Origin of the sequence: Seonamhaeicola sp., from assembly GCF_028281565.1 — a bacterium.
GTDB lineage: Bacteria > Bacteroidota > Bacteroidia > Flavobacteriales > Flavobacteriaceae > Seonamhaeicola.
In genome coordinates, this window is sequence record NZ_JANQJQ010000006.1 from 144,329 (window position 1) to 163,961 (window position 19,633).

The 19,633-nt window shown below is 37.8% G+C and carries 17 protein-coding genes; 7 read left to right on the forward strand and 10 right to left on the reverse strand.

The genetic code is table 11. The annotated features are described in order from the left end of the window. The first annotated feature begins 35 nt into the window (after positions 1-35). The 4 genes from Q0983_RS02560 (at position 36) to Q0983_RS02575 (ending at position 4,355) form a co-directional block, all read left to right on the forward strand. A complete protein-coding gene (locus tag Q0983_RS02560) occupies positions 36-668 on the forward strand; it encodes a hypothetical protein (RefSeq protein WP_299548249.1) in 633 nt (210 codons plus the stop codon). Beyond that, positions 637-2,073, forward strand: a complete 1,437-nt coding sequence (locus Q0983_RS02565; protein WP_299548252.1) for a flotillin family protein — start codon at positions 637-639, stop codon at positions 2,071-2,073. Before Q0983_RS02560 ends, Q0983_RS02565 begins: the two co-directional genes overlap by 32 nt. 163 nt (positions 2,074-2,236) lie before the next feature. Beyond that, positions 2,237-3,334: a biotin synthase BioB gene (bioB, locus tag Q0983_RS02570; protein ID WP_299548255.1), complete on the forward strand. Its 1,098-nt coding sequence runs from the start codon at positions 2,237-2,239 to the stop codon at positions 3,332-3,334. 148 nt (positions 3,335-3,482) lie between these two features. After that, entirely contained in the window at positions 3,483-4,355 is an 873-nt protein-coding gene (locus Q0983_RS02575; RefSeq protein ID WP_299548258.1) for a cupin-like domain-containing protein, read from the forward strand. Here the strand turns inward: Q0983_RS02575 and Q0983_RS02580 are convergent. Continuing rightward, positions 4,345-4,824 (reverse strand): regulatory protein RecX, encoded by a 480-nt coding sequence (locus Q0983_RS02580; protein WP_299548262.1) that lies wholly within the window; start codon positions 4,822-4,824, stop codon positions 4,345-4,347. The two genes, Q0983_RS02575 and Q0983_RS02580, sit on opposite strands and share 11 nt — an antisense overlap. Positions 4,825-4,901: 77 nt before the next feature. On the opposite strand from Q0983_RS02580, the gene Q0983_RS02585 reads away from it, so the two are divergent. Continuing rightward, complete coding sequence (locus Q0983_RS02585; protein WP_299548265.1) at positions 4,902-7,163, forward strand: T9SS type A sorting domain-containing protein; 2,262 nt, start codon at positions 4,902-4,904, stop codon at positions 7,161-7,163. Between the two features lie 63 nt (positions 7,164-7,226). Here Q0983_RS02585 and Q0983_RS02590 read toward each other — a convergent pair whose 3' ends face one another. From Q0983_RS02590 to gdhA, 4 genes are all read right to left on the reverse strand, one after another. Beyond that, positions 7,227-9,638: a TonB-dependent receptor gene (locus tag Q0983_RS02590; RefSeq protein ID WP_299548268.1), complete on the reverse strand. Its 2,412-nt coding sequence runs from the start codon at positions 9,636-9,638 to the stop codon at positions 7,227-7,229. Positions 9,639-9,641: 3 nt separating this feature from the next. After that, the gene (recO, locus tag Q0983_RS02595; RefSeq protein ID WP_299548271.1) at positions 9,642-10,361 is read right to left on the reverse strand and encodes a DNA repair protein RecO; all 720 of its coding nucleotides are present in this window, start codon (positions 10,359-10,361) and stop codon (positions 9,642-9,644) included. Further along, positions 10,361-12,709: a two-component regulator propeller domain-containing protein gene (locus Q0983_RS02600; RefSeq protein WP_299548274.1), complete on the reverse strand. Its 2,349-nt coding sequence runs from the start codon at positions 12,707-12,709 to the stop codon at positions 10,361-10,363. Before Q0983_RS02600 ends, recO begins: the two co-directional genes overlap by 1 nt. A gap of 121 nt (positions 12,710-12,830) precedes the next feature. Next, positions 12,831-14,174 (reverse strand): NADP-specific glutamate dehydrogenase, encoded by a 1,344-nt coding sequence (gdhA, locus tag Q0983_RS02605; RefSeq protein ID WP_299548277.1) that lies wholly within the window; start codon positions 14,172-14,174, stop codon positions 12,831-12,833. A 199-nt stretch (positions 14,175-14,373) separates the two neighbouring features. Between gdhA and Q0983_RS02610 the strand changes: the two genes are divergently transcribed. Beyond that, positions 14,374-15,204 (forward strand): glutamate dehydrogenase, encoded by an 831-nt coding sequence (locus Q0983_RS02610; RefSeq protein WP_299548280.1) that lies wholly within the window; start codon positions 14,374-14,376, stop codon positions 15,202-15,204. 7 nt (positions 15,205-15,211) lie between these two features. On the opposite strand, the gene Q0983_RS02615 is transcribed toward Q0983_RS02610, so the two are convergent. Beyond that, the gene (locus Q0983_RS02615; protein ID WP_299548283.1) at positions 15,212-15,679 is read right to left on the reverse strand and encodes a DinB family protein; all 468 of its coding nucleotides are present in this window, start codon (positions 15,677-15,679) and stop codon (positions 15,212-15,214) included. 76 nt (positions 15,680-15,755) lie between these two features. On the opposite strand from Q0983_RS02615, the gene Q0983_RS02620 reads away from it, so the two are divergent. Then, positions 15,756-16,106: an ArsC/Spx/MgsR family protein gene (locus Q0983_RS02620; protein WP_299548286.1), complete on the forward strand. Its 351-nt coding sequence runs from the start codon at positions 15,756-15,758 to the stop codon at positions 16,104-16,106. A 3-nt stretch (positions 16,107-16,109) separates the two neighbouring features. Here the strand turns inward: Q0983_RS02620 and Q0983_RS02625 are convergent, their stop codons facing one another. From Q0983_RS02625 to Q0983_RS02640, 4 genes are read right to left on the reverse strand one after another with little or no spacing between them, the layout of a single operon-like run. After that, positions 16,110-16,910, reverse strand: a complete 801-nt coding sequence (locus Q0983_RS02625) for an alpha/beta hydrolase-fold protein (protein ID WP_299548289.1) — start codon at positions 16,908-16,910, stop codon at positions 16,110-16,112. A 1-nt stretch (position 16,911) separates the two neighbouring features. After that, positions 16,912-18,045 carry an alcohol dehydrogenase catalytic domain-containing protein gene (locus Q0983_RS02630; protein WP_299548292.1) on the reverse strand — a complete coding sequence of 378 codons (1,134 nt, stop codon included), beginning with the start codon at positions 18,043-18,045 and terminating at the stop codon, positions 16,912-16,914. A 19-nt stretch (positions 18,046-18,064) separates the two neighbouring features. Beyond that, positions 18,065-19,315 carry an FAD/NAD(P)-binding oxidoreductase gene (locus tag Q0983_RS02635; RefSeq protein WP_299548296.1) on the reverse strand — a complete coding sequence of 417 codons (1,251 nt, stop codon included), beginning with the start codon at positions 19,313-19,315 and terminating at the stop codon, positions 18,065-18,067. A 6-nt stretch (positions 19,316-19,321) separates the two neighbouring features. Continuing rightward, positions 19,322-19,630, reverse strand: a complete 309-nt coding sequence (locus Q0983_RS02640) for a 2Fe-2S iron-sulfur cluster-binding protein (RefSeq protein ID WP_299548298.1) — start codon at positions 19,628-19,630, stop codon at positions 19,322-19,324. Positions 19,631-19,633: the final 3 nt, after the last annotated feature.

Consider the following 19,633-nt stretch of genomic DNA (forward strand, 5'->3'; position numbering starts at 1 on the left):
GTATATTTAATTACTAATATTTATTCTCATAAATTATGACTGAGTGGTTTTCAAATTTAGAATTGCTTGCAAAGATTTATTGGCTTATAGCCATTATTGGCTCGCTTGTTTTTACCATAGTAATCATACTGGCTTTTACGGGTGGTGATGCCGAAGAGTTTGATGATATTGATGCTGAAATGGAGGCTGATGCCGGTATCGGGTTTCAGTTTATCACCTTTAAAAACCTGGTTGGATTTTTCACCATTTTTGGATGGACCGGTATAGGGTGCTTAGAGGCTGGTCTTAGCAATCCGCTTTCCATAGCCATTTCATTTGTTTGCGGACTACTTATGATGGTCATTATGGCTGCCATGTTTTACTTTATGGGGAAATTAACAGATAGTGGTACATTAAAATATAAAAATGCTATAAATGCTATAGGCGAGGTTTACCTGACCATAGGTGCCAACCGTTCCAGAATGGGTAAAGTCAGTGTTAGAATACAGGGGGCTTTACGGGAGTTGGATGCCTTAACAGATTCTTTTGTCGATTTAAAATCAGGCACCATTATTAAGGTAGTAGATGTTACCGCCAATGGCATTTTAATAGTAGGAGAAACAAAAAAACCAATAGAACCAATAAAACAACACACTTATGAAATTACTGATCGCGCAGGAGGGTCTTAATCTAGGTTTTCCTATGGCCCTTATTTTTGGAGTATTATTTATATTCCTTTTCTTAATCATTTTAATCAGACGTTATAAACGTTGCCCCTCAGATAGAATCCTTGTAGTTTACGGAAAAGTAGGCGGTGGCAAATCGGCTAAATGTATCCATGGTGGAGCCGCCTTTATTTTACCTGTAATCCAGGATTATGAATATTTAGATTTAACCCCAATTTCCATTGAGGTAAATCTTGTAAACGCTCTTTCTAAGCAGAACATTCGTGTTAATGTGCCTTCCAGGTTTACCATTGGTATTTCTACAGAACCAGGTATCATGCAAAACGCGGCTGAGCGTTTGCTTGGGTTGGGGCAAAATGAAATTCAGGAATTAGCTCAGGAGATTATCTTCGGTCAGCTACGTTTGGTGGTGGCCTCTATGGATATTGAAGAAATTAACTCGGATAGAGATAAATTTTTAGCCAATATTTCGCAATCTGTAGAGTCTGAGTTGAAGAAAGTAGGTCTCAAGCTTATCAACGTAAATATCACCGATATTGTTGATGAGTCAGGCTATATTGAGGCTCTTGGTAAAGAAGCTGCCGCCCATGCTATAAATGCCGCTCGTAAATCGGTAGCTGAAAAGAACAGGGACGGAGCTATTGGAGAGGCTAACGCACTTCAAGATGAGCGATCTCAGGTAGCTGCAGCGAATGCGCAAGCCGTTGAAGGTGAAAATACAGCAAAAATTGCTGTTGCTAATTCAGATTCGTTACGTAGACAACGTGAAGCTGAAGCAGAACGTGTGGCTATAGCTGCCGAAAAAGTTCAGGCTGCTAAAGCATTGGAAGAGTCTTATGCCGCTGAAAAAGAAGCCGAATCAGCCAGAGCGGAAAGAGAGCGTTCCTCGCAACAGGCAGATGTTATTGTACCTGCTGAGATTGATAAACGAAAAGCTGAAATTGATGCTGAAGCCGAAGCAGAAAGAATTAGAAGGCGAGCAAAAGGAGAGGCAGATGCCATATTATTTAAAGCGCAGGCGGAGGCTGAAGGTCTCTACGAAGTATTGACAAAACAGGCGGCCGGTTTAGATCAAATTGTTAAAGCAGCAGGTAATAACTCTAAAGATGCCGTATTATTATTGATAGCTGATAAATTACCGGAGTTGGTTAAAACGCAGGCCGAAGCTATTAAAAATATTAAAATAGATAAAGTAACCGTTTGGGAAAACGGAAGTAGTAAAGATGGAAAATCATCAACAGCTAACTTCCTTTCCGGAATGTACAAATCCGTGCCTCCTTTGCAGGAAATGTTTAATATGGCCGGTATGCAGCTCCCGGAATATTTAAAAGGTGCCGATATCAAAAAAGATTTGGATAAAGTGGCTGAAAAATCTAAATCTAACGGTGAAGAAAGTTCGAAAGAATAATTAAGATCGGGCATCTGAAAAAGCCAGGATAACACCTAAAAAAGTTCCTATTATTAAAACTTGTTTTAGGTGTTTTGTTTTTTAATAGCGCATATATTATTGCGTAAAATTAAATCCAAATGCCATTTAATTAGTATTTTTGGGGCTGATTAACTAAGCTGTTATGAGTGAGACAAGACACAATTGGACAAAAGAAGAGGTCCTGGATATTTACAACAAACCCTTAATGGAGTTGCTCTATGAAGCGGCGACGGTCCATAGAAAGCGTCATGATCCTAATGTGGTTCAGGTAAGTACCTTGCTATCTATAAAAACAGGCGGGTGTTCTGAAGATTGTGGCTATTGCCCGCAAGCGGCAAGATATCATACGGATATTGAGGGTAATGATTTGATGAACGTTCAGCAGGTTAAAGCGCAGGCTTTGCGTGCCAAAGAAGGAGGTAGTTCCAGAGTTTGTATGGGTGCCGCCTGGCGTAATGTAAAGGATGGTGAAGAATTTGACCAGGTATTGGAAATGGTCCGTACCATTAACAAACTGGATATGGAAGTGTGCTGTACCTTAGGCATGCTGACGGAAAATCAGGCAAAACGTTTAGCTGAAGCCGGATTGTATGCCTATAATCATAATTTAGATTCATCTGAAGAATATTATAAAGAGGTTATTTCTACCAGAGGGTATCAGGATAGATTGGATACTATTGACAATGTCAGAAAAACCAATGTGACCGTTTGTAGCGGTGGGATTATTGGTATGGGAGAGCGTTTAGAAGACCGTGCAGGTATGTTGGTGGCACTATCTACTTTGAATCCGCAACCGGAAAGTACACCTATTAATGCGTTAGTTGCTGTGGAAGGCACGCCACTTGAAGACCAAAAACCGGTTTCTATATGGGACATGGTCAGAATGGTAGCCACTACCAGAATTGTAATGCCTGAAACACAAGTGCGATTAAGTGCCGGTAGGACCCAAATGACCCGTGAAGGGCAGGCGATGTGCTTTTTTGCCGGTGCCAATTCAATCTTTGCCGGAGATAAATTGTTAACCACACCAAATCCGGATGTGAATGAAGATATGGAAATGTTTGCTTTACTAGGTTTAGAACCTCAAAAACCATTTACTAAAAAAGTACAGCCGCAAACTGTTGAAGCTAAGGATTCTGAATTTGAAAGTTTAGGCGAAAAGCCTAAGTGGACCAGGCCCGAACATACTATTGAACGTAATGAAGCTGCTAAGGAACGTGCTAAAATTATAAAACAATAGCTGAACAATACTATTGTAAAACCCGCTCGTTAATGTAACGTTGCGGGTTTTTTATATCTGGGAACGGACAACTGTCAACGGAAACCTGAAATATAATATTTCCAGTTTCTTAACGTTTTCTTAACTTTGGCAATCTAATTTCATCAACTTGAAACTAAATCTACAGGACATTCCCAGGGTTAAGACCATTACCAAAGAGGCCTTTATTAAGCATTACTTTAAACCTCAAAAGCCTGTGGTTATTGAACAACTCATTGAAGATTGGCCCGCGTACAATAAATGGAGTTTAGATTATATTAAGGCTATTGCAGGCGATATTACGGTGCCTTTATATGATGACAGGCCGGTTAATTTTGAGGAAGGCTTTAATGAACCGCATGCTACAATGAAAATGGCCGATTATATTGACCTGCTAAAACAAGAACCAACTAAATACCGCATTTTTTTGTGGAATATTTTAAAGGAACTCCCGCAATTGCAAAAGGATTTTAAGTTTCCGGATTTAGGGTTACGGCTTATGAAAGGCATACCCATGCTATTTTTTGGCGGGGAGGATTCGCATACTTTTATGCATTACGATATTGATCTGGCCAATATATTCCATTTTCATTTTGAAGGTAAAAAACAGTGTATTTTATTTGACCAAAGTCAAACTGATTTTTTGTATAAAATCCCACATTCATTGATTACCAGGGAAGATATAGATTTTAAGAATCCGGATTTTGAAAAGTGGCCGGCTTTAAAACATGCGAAAGGTTATATAGCCGAATTAAATCACGGTGAGACCCTTTATATGCCAGAAGGGTATTGGCATTACATGCGATATGTTACACCCGGGTTTTCCATGAGCTTACGTGCTTTGGCCAGAAACCCTAAAAATTTTGGAAGAGCTCTTTATAATATCCTGTTTATGCGCCACTATGACAACGTAATGCGACGGTTAAAAGGTCAGGAATGGATAGATTGGAAGAATGCTGAGGCTATAAGCAGAACACATGCTAAAAACGGTTTTACCGTATGATATCCGACGCTTTTTCGTACACTAAATGCGATTCCCAGCCCCGATAGAGCAGATAATCGATTAATTTTTTCCTTTTTTTAGACTTGTCGCTTTCTTTTATGGAATGCGCTCTTTTTTCGGCTAAATCATTGAAAACCTCGATGTAATCCGTTTCTGCTATTTCTGCAAGTGCCTGATTTATATTAACTTTGCTTACGTCTTTTTTCTTAAGTTCATGAGTTAATCGACGCCGCCCCCATTTCTTTATTCTAAACTTACCCATTACAAATGTTTTGGCAAAACGTGCTTCGTTAAGATAGTTATGCTCTAGCAGATGTACTATGATAACATCTATGGCTTCAGGAATCATGTTCATACCCTGTAGTTTTTGCTTAGCTTCTTGATGACAACGTTCCTGATACGCACAATAATGCTCCAGTTTTTTGGTAGCTTCTTGTACGGTAAAATTTTTTTTGGGTTGTAGTGGCATGCAGTTCAAAAATAATAATAGTATATTTATATAGAAAAAAGAATTTGCCCAATACTATAAAACAAAACTACTTAATTATGAAAAAGATTACTTATTTAATCCTATTGCTTATTGCCTTTAATTTTGGGTATGGGCAAAGTATTTTTGACAACCCCGTTACCGGTACCAACCCGGGACTTACAAATCCATATGTCGCCGGTCAATCATTTAACAGCAATATTACCGTTTCCGGTATTGTTAGAGGCATTGGTGCCATAGGATTTACAGGGAATAATGGGTATTACGGCAGAAGCTGGGATACCGGATCTTTAGATAATACGGCTTATTATGGATTTACACTGACTCCAAATACCGGATACGAGATTGATTTTGTAAGCTTTGTTTATACAGGTCAGGCTTCAGGTTCAGGGCCAAATAGTGTGGCATTTAGAAGCAGTTTAGATAGTTATGCAGCCGATATTGGCAGTCCAACCATTGCGGGCACCACAATTGATTTATCGGGAGCTTCCTATCAGAATATTGACAGTGCTATTACCTTTAGATTTTATGCCTGGGGAGCATCAGATGCTAATGAAACTTTTAGCTTGGATGACTTCACCTTTAATGGTACGGTTAGTGCCCTTGGCTCTTGTGCTACGGTAACTACTTGGAATGGGACTAGCTGGGATAATGGAACTCCAACCTCTACAGCGGTTGCGGTTATTGATGCTAACTACACAACTAATGTAACTAATGGGAGTTTCTCTGCATGTACTTTAATAGTGACTTCCGGGAATACTTTAACTGTAGATAACGGCTATTATGTTGAAGTGGAAAATGATGTTGAAGTTGATGGTACAATTGCAGTACAAACACGCGGAAGTTTTGTGCAAAATGATAATGGAGGAACTTTTACATTAAACGGCTCAAGTTATGTGAATAAAGAGACTCCTGCAAAACCACAGTGGTGGTATTATACTTATTGGAGCTCTCCCGTTTCAGGAGAAACAATTAATGGCGCTTTCCCAAGTGCGCCAACTGACAGGCGTTTTTATTTCAATGCCAGTAATTATATTGATGCCGATGGAGATGATATTGATGATGACGGCAATGATTGGAGAGTAGCCTCAGGGACCGACGTATTGACTCCCGGAGTAGGATACGCTGCAACGGCTTCAACCTTTCACTTTCCCGGTGGTACTGAAATTGTTACGTTTGACGGGGCGTTCAACACAGGAAATATATCAACACCGATAGTATATAATGCCATTAATACAACCGGAAGCTGGAATTTTATAGGAAACCCGTATCCTTCTGCGATAGATTTTGACGCCTTTCATACGGCTAACTCGGGTGTCGTTGCCGGAGCGGCTTATTTTTGGTCTCAGTTTACACTTCCTGATAATACGATCCCTGGTAATGAATTAAGTAATTTTAGTCAAAACGATTATGCAACTTACACTGTGGGGAGTGGAGGAGTGGCAGGAGCAAGTGGCGTAATTCCTGATCAGTATGTGCCTTCGGGTCAGGCGTTTTTCATAGCTGGATTAGCAAATGGTAATGTAACGTTTACCAATGCCATGCGAATGGCAGATGGCACCAGTAATGCCCAATTCTTTAAAAATACTACTACTAAAAAATCAGGAACTTATACTGCAAATAAGTTATGGGTGAATTTAACATCCGATAATGGTGTTTATGGTCAAATTCTTATAGCTTATGTTGCCGGAGCCACCAATAATGATGATGGCTTATATTATGACGCGCCCAGGCTTCCTTCCGATGTTTCGGCAACCTTATATTCCAAAATCGAAAGTTCAGATAGGAGTTTTGCTATCCAGGGAAAAGCAGAAAGCAGTCTTGATGAAAATGAAACGGTTCAATTAGGTTTTAAAACCAATATTGAGGTGGCTACTTTATATACTCTATCCTTAGCTCAGGTACAGGGCGATTTTTTAAGCACTAGTCCTATTTACATAAAAGATAACCTGTTAGATAAAGTGCATGATTTAACAACCGACGATTACACCTTTACTTCTGAAGTAGGCGAATTTAATGGACGTTTTGTAATAGCCTATAACAGCAGTGCCTTATTATCTACAGAGGATGCGCTTCTAAGTGAGGGCGGCCTAAGCATTGTAGAACTGGAAGATGACAATGTCCGGTTCAGTGTGTCAAACAATGTAAAGCTTAAATCCGTTAAAATTTATGATCTATTAGGAAGGGCTTTATACAATTTTAAGACAGCGTCAAGTTCTGAGACGTTTAACCTTTCAAAATTAAAAAGTTCGGTTTTTATTGCTAAAGTTGAATTATCTAACGGAATAACTATTAGTAAAAAAGCAGTTAAAAAGTATTAACTATTATAAACAACTAACTAATTAAGCCACTTTATCTGGAGTAGCCCAGTAACGGTGGCTTTTTTATAGGCTGTATTTTAAGGATAAAATAAAATTCCTTCCGGGGGCGGCAATACCGGATGAATAGGCTCTATAACGTTGGTCGGTTATATTTTCTAAACTGGCCGTCAGCGCAGTAGAATTACTTAGCTGATATTGTGTTCTTATATTAAGTGTATACCATGAAGGGCTATAGGGATTCCCGTCGGCATCTGAAGCGTATAAATAATCCTTTTGAACTTCTGAAGGCGCCAATTGATTAAAAGACAGTTCGCCATTATAGTTAACAAAGGCATCAATGGTAAAATTATTAGTTGTCCAGATGAAGTGTGAATTTCCAAAATTAGGAGCTACATGTCTAATCGGAACTTCAATAGCGCCTGCTTCTTCGGTGCCACCAATAACGCTATATTGAGAGTTTAGAGTTAATTGATTTGTAAGGGCCCATTTAGCCCCGACTTCAAAACCATAGATCCATGCTTTTGACGCATTTTGAATAGCTTGAATACTACTTAATTCACCATCATATAGGATCTCATTTTCACCATTTAAAGTATAATGCCTTCTAACCAGTGCATTATTTAAATAAGTATAATAAGCGCTCATATCTAAAATCAGCTTCTTATTAAAGTCCAGCTTTAAACCTAACTCACCTCCATAGGCATATTCCGGTTTCAGATTTTCATTTGGCACGACAACAGCTCCCGGTTCCGAGTCAAAAACTTTACCAATATCATCAATATTAGGCGCCCTAAAAGCTGATGACGCATTTAATTTCCATTGTATTACTTTATTGGGAGACCAGCTAATTCCTGCAGTTCCGGTTAAAGCACCGGCCTCATTTTTTGAACTGCTAAAGGGTAAATTTAAATAAGCATTGTTTTCTTCAAAATTGGCCTTAGAGACAATATGATTAAACCTTAAGCCCGATTGAAATACAAATTTTGGATTGGGTTTATACTTGATACTTGTATAAACCGCAGCTGATTGCCAGCTCGCTCCATTAGGATATCTTGAAACAGTGGGAGATATACTATTTGTAGAAATATTTTCATTTCTCCCTTCAGACATAACTTTGTTATACACGTATTCCAGTCCGTAAAAAATCTGGGTTCTGGGGCTAAACCTTTTTTCCAGGTCTAGGTTGAAAGAATAAGCGTCCACAGCTTCCTCTCTGATATTTCTGGTAACCGATTGAAAATTTCGGTCTTTTCTGCTTTCCTGAAAATTTTGATAGGCTATAGTGGTTTTAATCTTATCGTATAAATTGGAACGACTACTCAACTTAGTAATTTGAAAATTAGACATAAACCATTGTTGCGGGCCATAATGCCATTCTGCGGAACGCAGTGTGTCATCTTCATATCTGATTAATCGGTCATACCTGGGAATATCTGAGGTTGTAGTGTAATATAAACCTAAGTCGAAGCTTAAATCTTCATAAGGTTCATACCTGACTTTTTGCATTAAATTAAGTTGATTGTACCCTGAATATTTCTGAATTAACGGGTCACTATTTTGAATAATTTCATCTCCATTATTGGTGGTTATGGCAAATTCAGGTCTTAAATAGTCATCCGGTCCATGGTTTCCCATTTTTAAATCACCGAATTGAGAGTAACTGGCATTGGTGACAAAAGCCCACTTTTTATATCCTAAATTAAAGTCAAAATGCCCTGTTTTTTCATCACTCGCCGAAGCGTATCTAAAGATTAAATTCGATTTGAACAATAAAGAATCACTATAAGATAATTGTGGCTTTTGGGTATAAAAACTCATAACGCCGCCTACAGCATCACTTCCGTAAATTACGGATCCGGAACCCAAAGTCACCTCCGTATTTTGGATTGAAAACGGATCTATTGATATGATATTATGCAAATTACCGCCTCTAAAAATGGCATTGTTCATCCTTACACCATCTACGGTAATCAATAATCTGTTTGTTGAAAACCCACGGATCATAGGGCTTCCGCCTCCCAATTGACTTTTTTGAATAAAAACCTGGCCGGTGGTCTCTAATAGATCGGCACTGGTTTGCGGATTTGAAAAAAGGACACTTTTTGAATTAACACTAACGATTTTTTGCGGAATATCCTTTTTGCTTTGTTGGAATTTTGAAGCTGAAATAACAATTTCATCCAATCCCTGTGTATTAGACTCTAAATACACAATGATGGAACTCCCTAATTGACGTTTGGTTATTTTTTTTAATACATGGGATAAATGCTTAAAGTAAATAGTTTCGGTCTCTGAAAACGCACTTATATCTGCTTCACCCCTAAAATTTGTAACCGTGTTTTTAGATTTATCTACATTGTAAATGGCCACGCCCCAAATAGGTTCCTTAGTGATACTATTTAAAACCTTTATGTTCTGGCCCTGGATATTAGATAGCACCAGTAAAAAAAAGACCATAGTGAAAAAAACCTTCATGTTTTAACTAAAAACTTGATTAAATATCTGTAGTGATTTTGGGCGTTTAAAATTCCCCAAATGTAATTCAAAATATAGCAAAATCATATTTAAAAATGCCTGTCTTTGTTTTGAATTAATTTTTACTGAAGATAAATCATCAAATGTTGTGCCTAACAACTGTTTTAGAAGTGTTAAATTATCACCTGAAATGCTATAATCATCTGTTTTTTTTGTTTCAAATCTTCCTTCGCTTAAGTTGAAAAACGAATGTTCAATATGCGTTGTATCCGGATAAAACCCTAAATATTTTGTCAGATTAAGTAAAAACAATAAATGAAAGTTTGAATAGTTGGCGTGAGCATCTAACCAAAGCAAGGTGGTTTCTATATAACTAAATAATGTTTCGTTTTGTTCTTCTTCCTGCAAAGTGCCTGAAAGTATCTCAGCTAAAAACATTACTATCGCACCCTTTAGAACATTAGTGTGCAAACTGGTGTAAACAGAGTCTAATTTTACTTCTTTGATTGTTTGCAGAGACCTGTTTTCTCTATATTGAATAATAAGTTGTAACTGGGACAGCAGCTGAAAATAAGCTACTTTTGTATGGCTCTTTTTGCTCTTTAAAACCCCTTTTAATATGAAACTTATAATGCCGAGCTGTTCTGTATAACATTTAACAATTAAGTCATAATCTTTATATCTTAATTTTGACAGAACAATAGCTTTAGTAGAAATGAGCATTATCTAACAACCATTAGTTTTATAACCTTGGTTTCAAAGGTATCTAAATCTGAAAGCATAACTAAATACACGCCGGAAGCCACTACATTATTGGCCAGGTTTTTACCATTCCAATAAGCTGTTCCGCCATCAATCTCAAGATTGTAGCCCCGGTATCTTTGATTTACCCTAGATTGTGCCTCCGCAACCAAATTGCCTTCAATATCGGTAATTTTGATGTTTACGTTTTCAGAGATGTCTTTGATCTTAACTTTTTTATCAACTATATTGAACCCCGGCCTTACCGGATTAGGGTAAGCATAGGCACTGGTAAGATCTTCAAACGGACTTGAAGCTCCTGAACGGAAAGACACCAACCCTCTATTTGTTGCAATATATACGATACCGTTAGTGCTATTTAAAGAAACATCGTTGATAATGTTTGAAGGTAGTGGCGAGTTATCTTTTGTGAAATGATGGATGGTGTTTTGACCGTCTGATGAAAAGTAAAACAAACCGGAATCAGCTGTTCCAATCCATTTGTTGTTAGAGCCATCAACCTCAATATCTGTAACAAATTGTTGAAATAAAAGTTCTTTAGCAATACCATCTTCCTCAATTATAATTTCTTCAACCTGAACGTTGTCATCATCAAAAAAGTTTGTGGTATTATAAAGCACCCGAAGCCCGCTAAGCGTGCCTATCCATAATTGCCCTCTTTGGTCCAGGGCTAAGGACCTTACAAAAATGTCAGGCATGTTCTGTTCTTCTTTATCAATTTTTTTTATGATTTTTCCATTTGGATTAAATCCAATTAATCCATTTCTATAGCTTGCTACCCATACCTTTTGATCATTCCCTACTACTAAATCGGCATAGCCTAAATCTCCATTCAACCCATCAGGAATGATATCTGTAAAACTAAAAGATCCCCATTGATTGGTATTGGGGTTATATGATTTTAAAGGATCTTCTATCCTATTATTCATCAGCCAAAGAACGCCATTTTGGTCAAATGTTGAAGCACCAACTCTAATGTCACCTACATAAGACGGGTTATTTGGAAGCACTAAATCTTGTAATGCACTATTTGATTCATTGAATAAACCTGAGGGAATCTCATCGTCAATTGTGAGCAGTCCGTCAATAAAAGAGCTAATAAAAACCTGGCTACTATTAGCCGGGTTTACGGATATTGCGTTTAAGCATCTTGCTTCAAACATAATATCATCATATCTTGTATTGATCCATTCATTTTCTTTTAAATGACTGAAGCCTCTGCTATTTAGCGGAAAAGGATTGAAAAACAGGTCGTGCTCTCCAAAGGTAACCCATACTCCGGTTGATTCAGCTTCAATGGAAAATGGGATATTCATTAAAGGCCCATCAGGGTGGATCTCTTCGTATGCAACCGGATTAATAACAGATGTTTTTAATACGCCAAAATCTTTGGTTCCTATATAAACATTATCAGCATGTATGTTAGCAGAAGTATATTCAGTATCAAAGTCGCCACTAATAGGTATCTGGGAAATTACCCCGAAATTAATATCATAAACAAAAACATCATTTTTTGTAGTAACAACCAAAGATTGATCAGCAGATTTTATATCTAACGGAACATCATTATATAAGAACAACTCAGTCAAGACATCGTTAGAGATGTCATAAATTCTTCTACCGGTATTTATTGTGTAAAGTTTGGTTTCATGGGATTCAACAAACAAATAATCACCTGAAAATACAGTCTGCCAATTTTGAAAATCAATCAAATTAGGATTTGAAACCTGAGCTTTTCTTATCCCGTTTCCTTCGGAACACGCTGCGTAAATATAATCTCCAAAAACAGCTGTTTGATTTACCTGAATCTGGCTTCCGTTGTTGCCGATAAAATAAGTGTCACCAAACTCAAGTCTTTCTAAATCGAAAACCGAAATACCATAATTAGTGGAAATATAAACAACGTTTTCATGTGCATTAAAATGATTGATTCTTTTGTCTGTAGGAGGAATGGTGGGTTTTTCAATAATATCTACAACAGATAGGACGTCCTCTCCATTATCAAAGGCAATTTCAATCAATCCATTTTCATAGCCAACAACTAATAGTTCAAAAACTTCACTATAATAAATAGTTGAAATGGTTTCTCCAGACAGGCCATTTATAGTATTAAATTCCTCAATTTCGTTTGTTTGGACATCTAAACTAAAAATAGCATTATCTGCGGCTGCATAGATTTTATTACCGCCGTTTACAACTTCTTTTATGTTATAGTATGAAAAATGTCCTTGCCATAAAGCGGAAAAATCCTGTGCAAATGACAGTAACGAGAGAAAGTAAACTATTAATAAAACAAATTTCTTTCGCATAGGGTTTTTTCTAAAGGTCAAATATATTTATAACTAACGAGTTTTGCTTTAAAATAATATATTTAAAACAAAAAAGCCTCCCTGTTAAGAGAAGCTTTTATTAATATAAAAAACTAAGTGTTTATACTATTCCCTGAGCCAGCATAGCATCGGCTACTTTTACAAATCCGGCAATATTGGCACCTTTAACATAGTCAATATAGCCATCTTCCTCTTTCCCATAATCAATACATGAATCATGAATATTGGACATAATTTCCTTAAGCTTTAGATCAACTTCTTCTCTGGTCCAATTAAATCTTAAAGAATTTTGGGTCATCTCCAGTCCTGAGGTGGCAACGCCGCCTGCATTAGAGGCTTTACCCGGTGCAAATAAGATTTTAGCTTTATGAAATGCCTCAATAGCCCCTTTTGTTGATGGCATATTGGCGCCTTCACTAACACAAATACAGCCATTTTTTAAAAGGGTGTCGGCATCATTTTCATTCAGTTCATTTTGGGTGGCACAAGGTAAGGCAATATCACATTTAATTTCCCAGGGCGTTTTACCTTTTATGTATTTAGCATTGGCGTATTTATTTAAATACTCGTTTATTCTTTCTCGTTTAACGTTTTTTAAGTGCATTACAAACCTTAGTTTGTCAAGATCAATACCGTCTGCATCATAGATATATCCTGAAGAATCTGATAGTGTCAAGACCTTACCTCCAAGCTGAATAACCTTTTCAGCCGCATACTGTGCCACATTACCGGAACCGGAAATGACTACATTTTTGCCTTCTATGGAATCATTTCTTGTATTTAACATGTTTTCGGCAAAATATACGGTGCCGTAACCGGTAGCTTCCGGTCTAATTAATGAGCCGCCCCAAGACATACCTTTACCGGTTAACACCCCGGTAAAACCATTGCTTATTTTTTTATACATTCCAAAAAGAAATCCAATTTCCCTGGCACCAACTCCTATGTCTCCGGCAGGAACGTCAGTGTTATGCCCTATGTGTCTAAACAATTCGCTCATAAAAGCGTGGCAAAAACGCATAATTTCATTATCGCTTTTTCCTTTTGGGTCAAAGTCGCTGCCTCCTTTTCCACCACCCATGGGTAGTGTGGTAAGGCTATTTTTAAAGACCTGTTCAAATGCCAAGAATTTAAGAATACTCATGTTAACCGTTGGATGAAAACGCAACCCGCCTTTATAGGGGCCAATGGCAGAATTCATTTGAATTCTGTAACCTCTGTTAACCTGAATTTCCCCGGTGTCATCAACCCAGCAAACTCTAAAAGTTACCACGCGCTCCGGCTCAACCATTCTTAACAGAATGTTCTTTTTGTAATAGATATCGTGTTTTACAATGTAAGGAATAACTGTTTCGGCAACTTCCTCAACAGCTTGTAAGAATTCCGGTTCATTCCCGTTTCGTTGTTTAACCAGGTCTAAAAACTCATTTATGATACTTTCCATACACAAAAATTGTAATGATTTTAAAAAAAATATAATTTATCGGCACAAATATACGTTATCTTTAAAAATTATGCTGTTTTTTTTTGAAATTCGCAATAAATATTTTTTTGATAAAAGCTTAAAATTGTTAATATTTGATTGTTAAATGAGTTTTTATATATTTGTTCTTGAATAATGCCTCAAAAAATGAAACCTTATTATGCTTAACTTGAAACACTTAGCTTCAATTTTTTGCTTGCTTTTCCTTTGCTTTACAGCAAGTGCTCAATTAGGCTTTTCTCACGAATTAGGGGTCATTGCAGGTCCTGTTCAATTTAGATCTGATTTTGGTAGCAGAAGTGATTCCAAAACAAATTTTGGAAATTCCGGTATTGGCGTTGGCATAGTGCATTATATAAACTTTTCTTATAGAGCTGATTGTAATTGTTACGCTACCGATACCTATTTTAGTGATCATTTTAAACTTCGTAATGAAATATCCTGGAACAGAACCAACCTGGAACATCTGGGTGAATGGGTGCGCCCTGAACTTGTAAGCCTGCAGGCAGAGCAACTTAGAGGGCATAAAGGTGTGGCACAAAACTTTGATATTGGTACACAAATAGAGTTTTTCCCACTTAGCATTCGATCATTTCAAGGTTTTGCTTATAGGTTTGCCCCTTTTGTAAGTTTAGGAGTTCATTATACCACCTTTAGGCCAAAAGCCAGTACTACTTTTGATAACCCGGACCCAAATGCTTTTGGAGATGTATTTGACAGATCGAACATTTATTCCTATTGGTTTGACAATTTTCCTCCGGGATCTGATGATTATCCCATTAATGTAGATGGTGGTACTACCTGGTCTGTGGTATCCAGTGTCGGGGTTCGTTATAAAGTAAGTAGATTCGCCGATTTAATGTTGGATTTAAGATGGCAGTACTACTTTGATGATTGGATTGACGGACTTGACCACAATTGGCGCGATTATGATAAGCACAATGATTGGTTGGTATGGCTTAATTTTGGCTATATATACTATTTAGACTAATATTCTCTTAATTGCTTTTAACTGCTTTTAGCAAGGACAATACAATCCCCAGGTGAATACCTTCGTGAAACAGTATAAACTGTAAGGCTTCCTCAATGTTTGTCAGAGTATTTCCGGTTGTTGAAACCGTATATTCCTTGAAGTCTTTGTACAGGCCGCTTTTATAATCTTCAGAAGTTTTATCAATGGTAGCCTGTAATAAGGCTTTTATTTCATTAACTTCTTCCTGGGCAATCGTTCCCTCTGGTTTTGTACCTTTCTTATATTTTTCAATTAGGTCATCATTCACAACTGTTGGCAGGCCTGATAATCTGTTTCCTAATAATTGTTCGGTAACCAGAATATGACCAATATTCCAGATGATATTATTATTGAATCCCTCAGGGGTTTTATTTAGGTCTTCTAATGAGGTGTTCTCTAAGATTCTTTTGAAAGATTTTCGTGTATTTTGCAAAATGTCCAATGAAAAAGCCATGGTCTTTAATTTTTGGTCAAATATAGTTTTTAAATGATATTATAGGTCTTATTTTTGTTACAAATAGTCCATGTAAATGAAAAAAGTATATTACCTGAAAACTTGCAGTACCTGTATTCGAATTTTAAAGGAATTGAACCTTTCTTCGGATTTTGTTCTGCAGGATATAAAAACGGAGCCCATTACCGTTAAACAGTTGGAGGCGATGCATGCCTTATCTGGAAGTTATGAAGCTTTATTTAGCAAACGCTCAAAGCTGTACAAGGAAATGGGCCTAAAGGACCAAAACTTGACGGAAAAAGATTTTAAGCACTATATATTAGAGCATTATACCTTTCTAAGCCGTCCGGTGTTTATAATAGATAATAACATTTTTATTGGGAACTCTAAAAAGAACGTGGAAGCTGTAAAAGCAGCTACTAGCTAGAACCTATTTTTGTTTATTGAAAAACACCAGGGTTTTTTCAACATGTTTTATCCAGTACGACCATTCGTGTCCACCATCAAATTCTTCATAAATGTGTTCAATATTTAAATCATTGAGTTCTTTATGAAGTAGCCTGTTGGGTTCAATAAGTTCATCTGTTACACCGCAATCAAACCTTAGTTTGGGCAATTTGTCCTGATTTAATTTAATACAATCAATAACATCCGGTAAGTCATTGTTATTGAGGTATGCTTCAAGTGGTTCTTCAACGAATAAAGCCATTTGTTCCAATTTAGTTATGGAACTATGACCGGAAATCGCTTTGAACTTTTCCGGGAATCTAGCCCCTAAGCTTAAAGCACCATAACCGCCCATAGAAAGACCACCAATACAAGTTGCGATAGAATTTTTGGCTTCCTGGATGTTTTCTTTTATAGCGGTAACCACGTCATTGACAATCCAATGGTCAAATTTTTTTGAATGATGGGAGAAGTAAGCAGAACCATCACCCCATAAACCATCGGAAGGCATAGCAATAATAGCGGGCTCAATAGTTTTATTACTTATCAGTTTTTCCGCTGCCTTATGGGCACCGCCTTTCATGGCCCAAATCCAAGCGCTACCATAAACACCATGCAATAAGATATAAATAGGAAGGCCATCAACGCCTTCTTCAACCTTGGGGATATATAAACAAATATCACCACGGCCCAATAGGTTAGGTGTTTTTACGGTTAAAAAACGAAGCCCTTGAGACTCAAAAGGCGCATCCGATAATTCTATGGTTCTATAGCTACCTTGCATATTAAAACACTATTACACCTTTGGCGTTTTTACCTGCTAGCATATCGTCAAAAGCTTGTTGCAGGTTTTCTAACGGATAGGTTCTGGTAATCATTTCATCCAGCATCAATTCGCCTTTATCGAACAGGGCTTCTAACTTTGGAAAATCCATTTCTGGTCTGGCAGCACCGTATAAGGGATTGATATAAATTTTATCCCACTCAAACAAGCGCATATCGATGGTGATTTCCTCTTCGATACCACTTACCTGAACGGCGGTTCCTGCATTACGTATCATGGCTAAAGGGGCAGCTCCTAAGGCAGGAACGGCGGTACATTCAAAAGAAAAATCGGCCCCTCTACCGCCTGTCATTGCTTTTACTTTTTCTGAAGCCTGCATTAAGCCTTTATCTTCTCTGTCTGCAAGAATCACATCTGTAGCTCCAAATTCTTGTGCCAATTTCAAACGGTTTTCGTTGATGTCTATCGCTATGATTTTGGCAGCTCCTGAAATCCTGGCTGCTTGAATAACGTTCAGTCCAACACCCCCTGTTCCTAAGACCACAACTGAACTACCCATGGTTACTTTTGCCGAATTGAATACCGATCCACAACCAGTCATGACACCACAACAAACGATTGAGGCAGATTCAAAAGATAGTTTTTTACTTGTTTTTTTAACGCAGGCGGAAGCACGTACTAATGAATATTCTGATAAGGTGCCAATGTTGAAAGAACGTTCAATAGGCTCGCCATTCCAAGTGGTGCCTTCTATAGCAACATGCCCGCCAGGTAGTTTGCCAGCATGATTCGCAATTACCGGTGAATTTGTCTCACAGATGTGTTGATTGCCTTCCTGACATTGGAAGCATGTGTAACATGGTGTAGCCCAGTTTAAAATCACTTCATCACCCACTTTTACATTAGTTACTTCTGACCCTACTGCTTCAACTATGCCGGCGCCTTCATGCCCCAAAATAATAGGCATGCCCCATGTTAAAGAATCATGATCCGTATGACATAGACCAGAAGCCTTGATTTTAACCAGAACCTCATCTTTTTCAGGTTTACTTTTTACTTTGATTGTTTCTATGGTGAACTTGCCATCTCCAACTGAAATGGCAGCTTTACAGGTTATTGTATTTTCTGTACTCATGTAATTGTACGGTTTTATATTATTCAGCTAAAAAGCTATTGGGTTTAAATGGTATAGCTAAATCCGCTAATTTGGATTTATCTAATTTTTGTCCGGATTTAATAAATCTGGTACCTAAAACATAGGCTTTGGCAAAGTTTACCGCATCAACGGCCAGTAACTCATCATCTTTGAAGTACCATGCAGAAAAACTGTTGTCTGCTTCTTCATCTCTAATTACAATATCGTTAAAGCCATTGGATAAGCCTACCATTTGAAGTTTTACATCAAACTGATCTGACCAAAACCAGGGAATGGTATCATAAACTACGTCTTCTCCACAAATGGCTTTAGCAGCAGCTTTTCCTTGGTCAACGGCATTTTGAACAGATTCTAAGCGTATGTTACACTTATAATGTGGATTATAATGATAGGTACAATCCCCTATAGCGTAAATGTTCTCGTCATTGGTTCTGGCAGTTTCATCAACTTTAATACCGTTATCAATGTCTAATCCGGCTTCTGCAGCCAATTCTGTGTTTACGCGAATACCAACACCAACAACAATTAAATCGGCTTCAAATTTTGTGTCATCGTCACATATCACAAGGTTGCTATGACCATTTTGTTCTATAGAAACTACATTTTTACTGGTTATAACATCAACATCATTGTTTTGATGTAGCTTCGTGAAAAACTCAGACATCACGGGAGCAGTAACTCGAGCAAGAATACGTTCTTCACGTTCTAAAACGACAACGGAGGCTCCCAGTTTCTTGAGGGAAGCGGCCGTTTCCAAGCCGATATAACCACCACCAATGACTACCACACGTTTTTTTCCGGAAGCATTAAATGCTTTTCTGATATTAACGGCATCTTCGGCGGTTCGCATGGGGAACAGGTTTTTGGCCGTATCAATGCCCTTAATTGGCGGAATAAACGGTCTGGCCCCGGTGGCAATTATTAATTTATCATAAGACTGAACAGCCCCATCACTTAATGAAATGGCCTTGTCATTACGATTGATATTTTCAACGGCTATCCCAAGTTTTAGGGTAACCTGATCTGTTTCGTAGTTTTCCCTTGGGAACAGTAAACTCTGTTCGGTGCCTGCATCGCTTGTTAAATACGCTTTCGATAATGGAGGGCGGTGATACGGGAATTCTTTATCGATATCATAAAGGATAATCTGGCCTTCCCAGCCTTCACGGCGAAGGTTAAAGGCAAAATTTACACCCGCATGACTTGCCCCGATAACAACGCATACCTGACTCTTGGTTGTAGCGGACATAATTAATTATTTAGCAACGGTCAACACAAGCCCGTCCAGGGCATCGCTCACTTTTAACTGACATGATAAACGACTGTACTCACTAACGTTTTCATCAAATTCCAACATGTCATTTTCTAATTCATCCGGGGCACCTGTTACATTCCATTGATCCGGATTCACATGCACATGACATGTAGCACATGAGCAAACACCCCCACAATCGCCATCAATACCTTTGATTTTATTTTGAACTGCTAATTCCATAACAGATCCGTTAGTTCCTTCTACTGTAGTTGTTTTTCCGTCGCTGGTTTTAAATGTTATTTTTGCCATTTT

Coding starts and splice junctions, on each gene's coding strand:
- Q0983_RS02590 (WP_299548268.1), bottom strand. CDS start 9,638: ATGAAGGTTTTTTTCACTATGGTCTTTTTTTTACTGGTGCTATCTAAT.
- Q0983_RS02615 (WP_299548283.1), bottom strand. CDS start 15,679: ATGGCTTTTTCATTGGACATTTTGCAAAATACACGAAAATCTTTCAAA.
- Q0983_RS02630 (WP_299548292.1), bottom strand. CDS start 18,045: ATGAGTACAGAAAATACAATAACCTGTAAAGCTGCCATTTCAGTTGGA.
- Q0983_RS02625 (WP_299548289.1), bottom strand. CDS start 16,910: ATGCAAGGTAGCTATAGAACCATAGAATTATCGGATGCGCCTTTTGAG.
- gdhA (WP_299548277.1), bottom strand. CDS start 14,174: ATGGAAAGTATCATAAATGAGTTTTTAGACCTGGTTAAACAACGAAAC.
- Q0983_RS02560 (WP_299548249.1), top strand. CDS start 36: ATGACTGAGTGGTTTTCAAATTTAGAATTGCTTGCAAAGATTTATTGG.
- bioB (WP_299548255.1), top strand. CDS start 2,237: ATGAGTGAGACAAGACACAATTGGACAAAAGAAGAGGTCCTGGATATT.
- Q0983_RS02580 (WP_299548262.1), bottom strand. CDS start 4,824: ATGCCACTACAACCCAAAAAAAATTTTACCGTACAAGAAGCTACCAAA.
- Q0983_RS02585 (WP_299548265.1), top strand. CDS start 4,902: ATGAAAAAGATTACTTATTTAATCCTATTGCTTATTGCCTTTAATTTT.
- recO (WP_299548271.1), bottom strand. CDS start 10,361: ATGCTCATTTCTACTAAAGCTATTGTTCTGTCAAAATTAAGATATAAA.
- Q0983_RS02620 (WP_299548286.1), top strand. CDS start 15,756: ATGAAAAAAGTATATTACCTGAAAACTTGCAGTACCTGTATTCGAATT.
- Q0983_RS02610 (WP_299548280.1), top strand. CDS start 14,374: ATGCTTAACTTGAAACACTTAGCTTCAATTTTTTGCTTGCTTTTCCTT.
- Q0983_RS02640 (WP_299548298.1), bottom strand. CDS start 19,630: ATGGCAAAAATAACATTTAAAACCAGCGACGGAAAAACAACTACAGTA.
- Q0983_RS02635 (WP_299548296.1), bottom strand. CDS start 19,315: ATGTCCGCTACAACCAAGAGTCAGGTATGCGTTGTTATCGGGGCAAGT.
- Q0983_RS02565 (WP_299548252.1), top strand. CDS start 637: ATGAAATTACTGATCGCGCAGGAGGGTCTTAATCTAGGTTTTCCTATG.
- Q0983_RS02600 (WP_299548274.1), bottom strand. CDS start 12,709: ATGCGAAAGAAATTTGTTTTATTAATAGTTTACTTTCTCTCGTTACTG.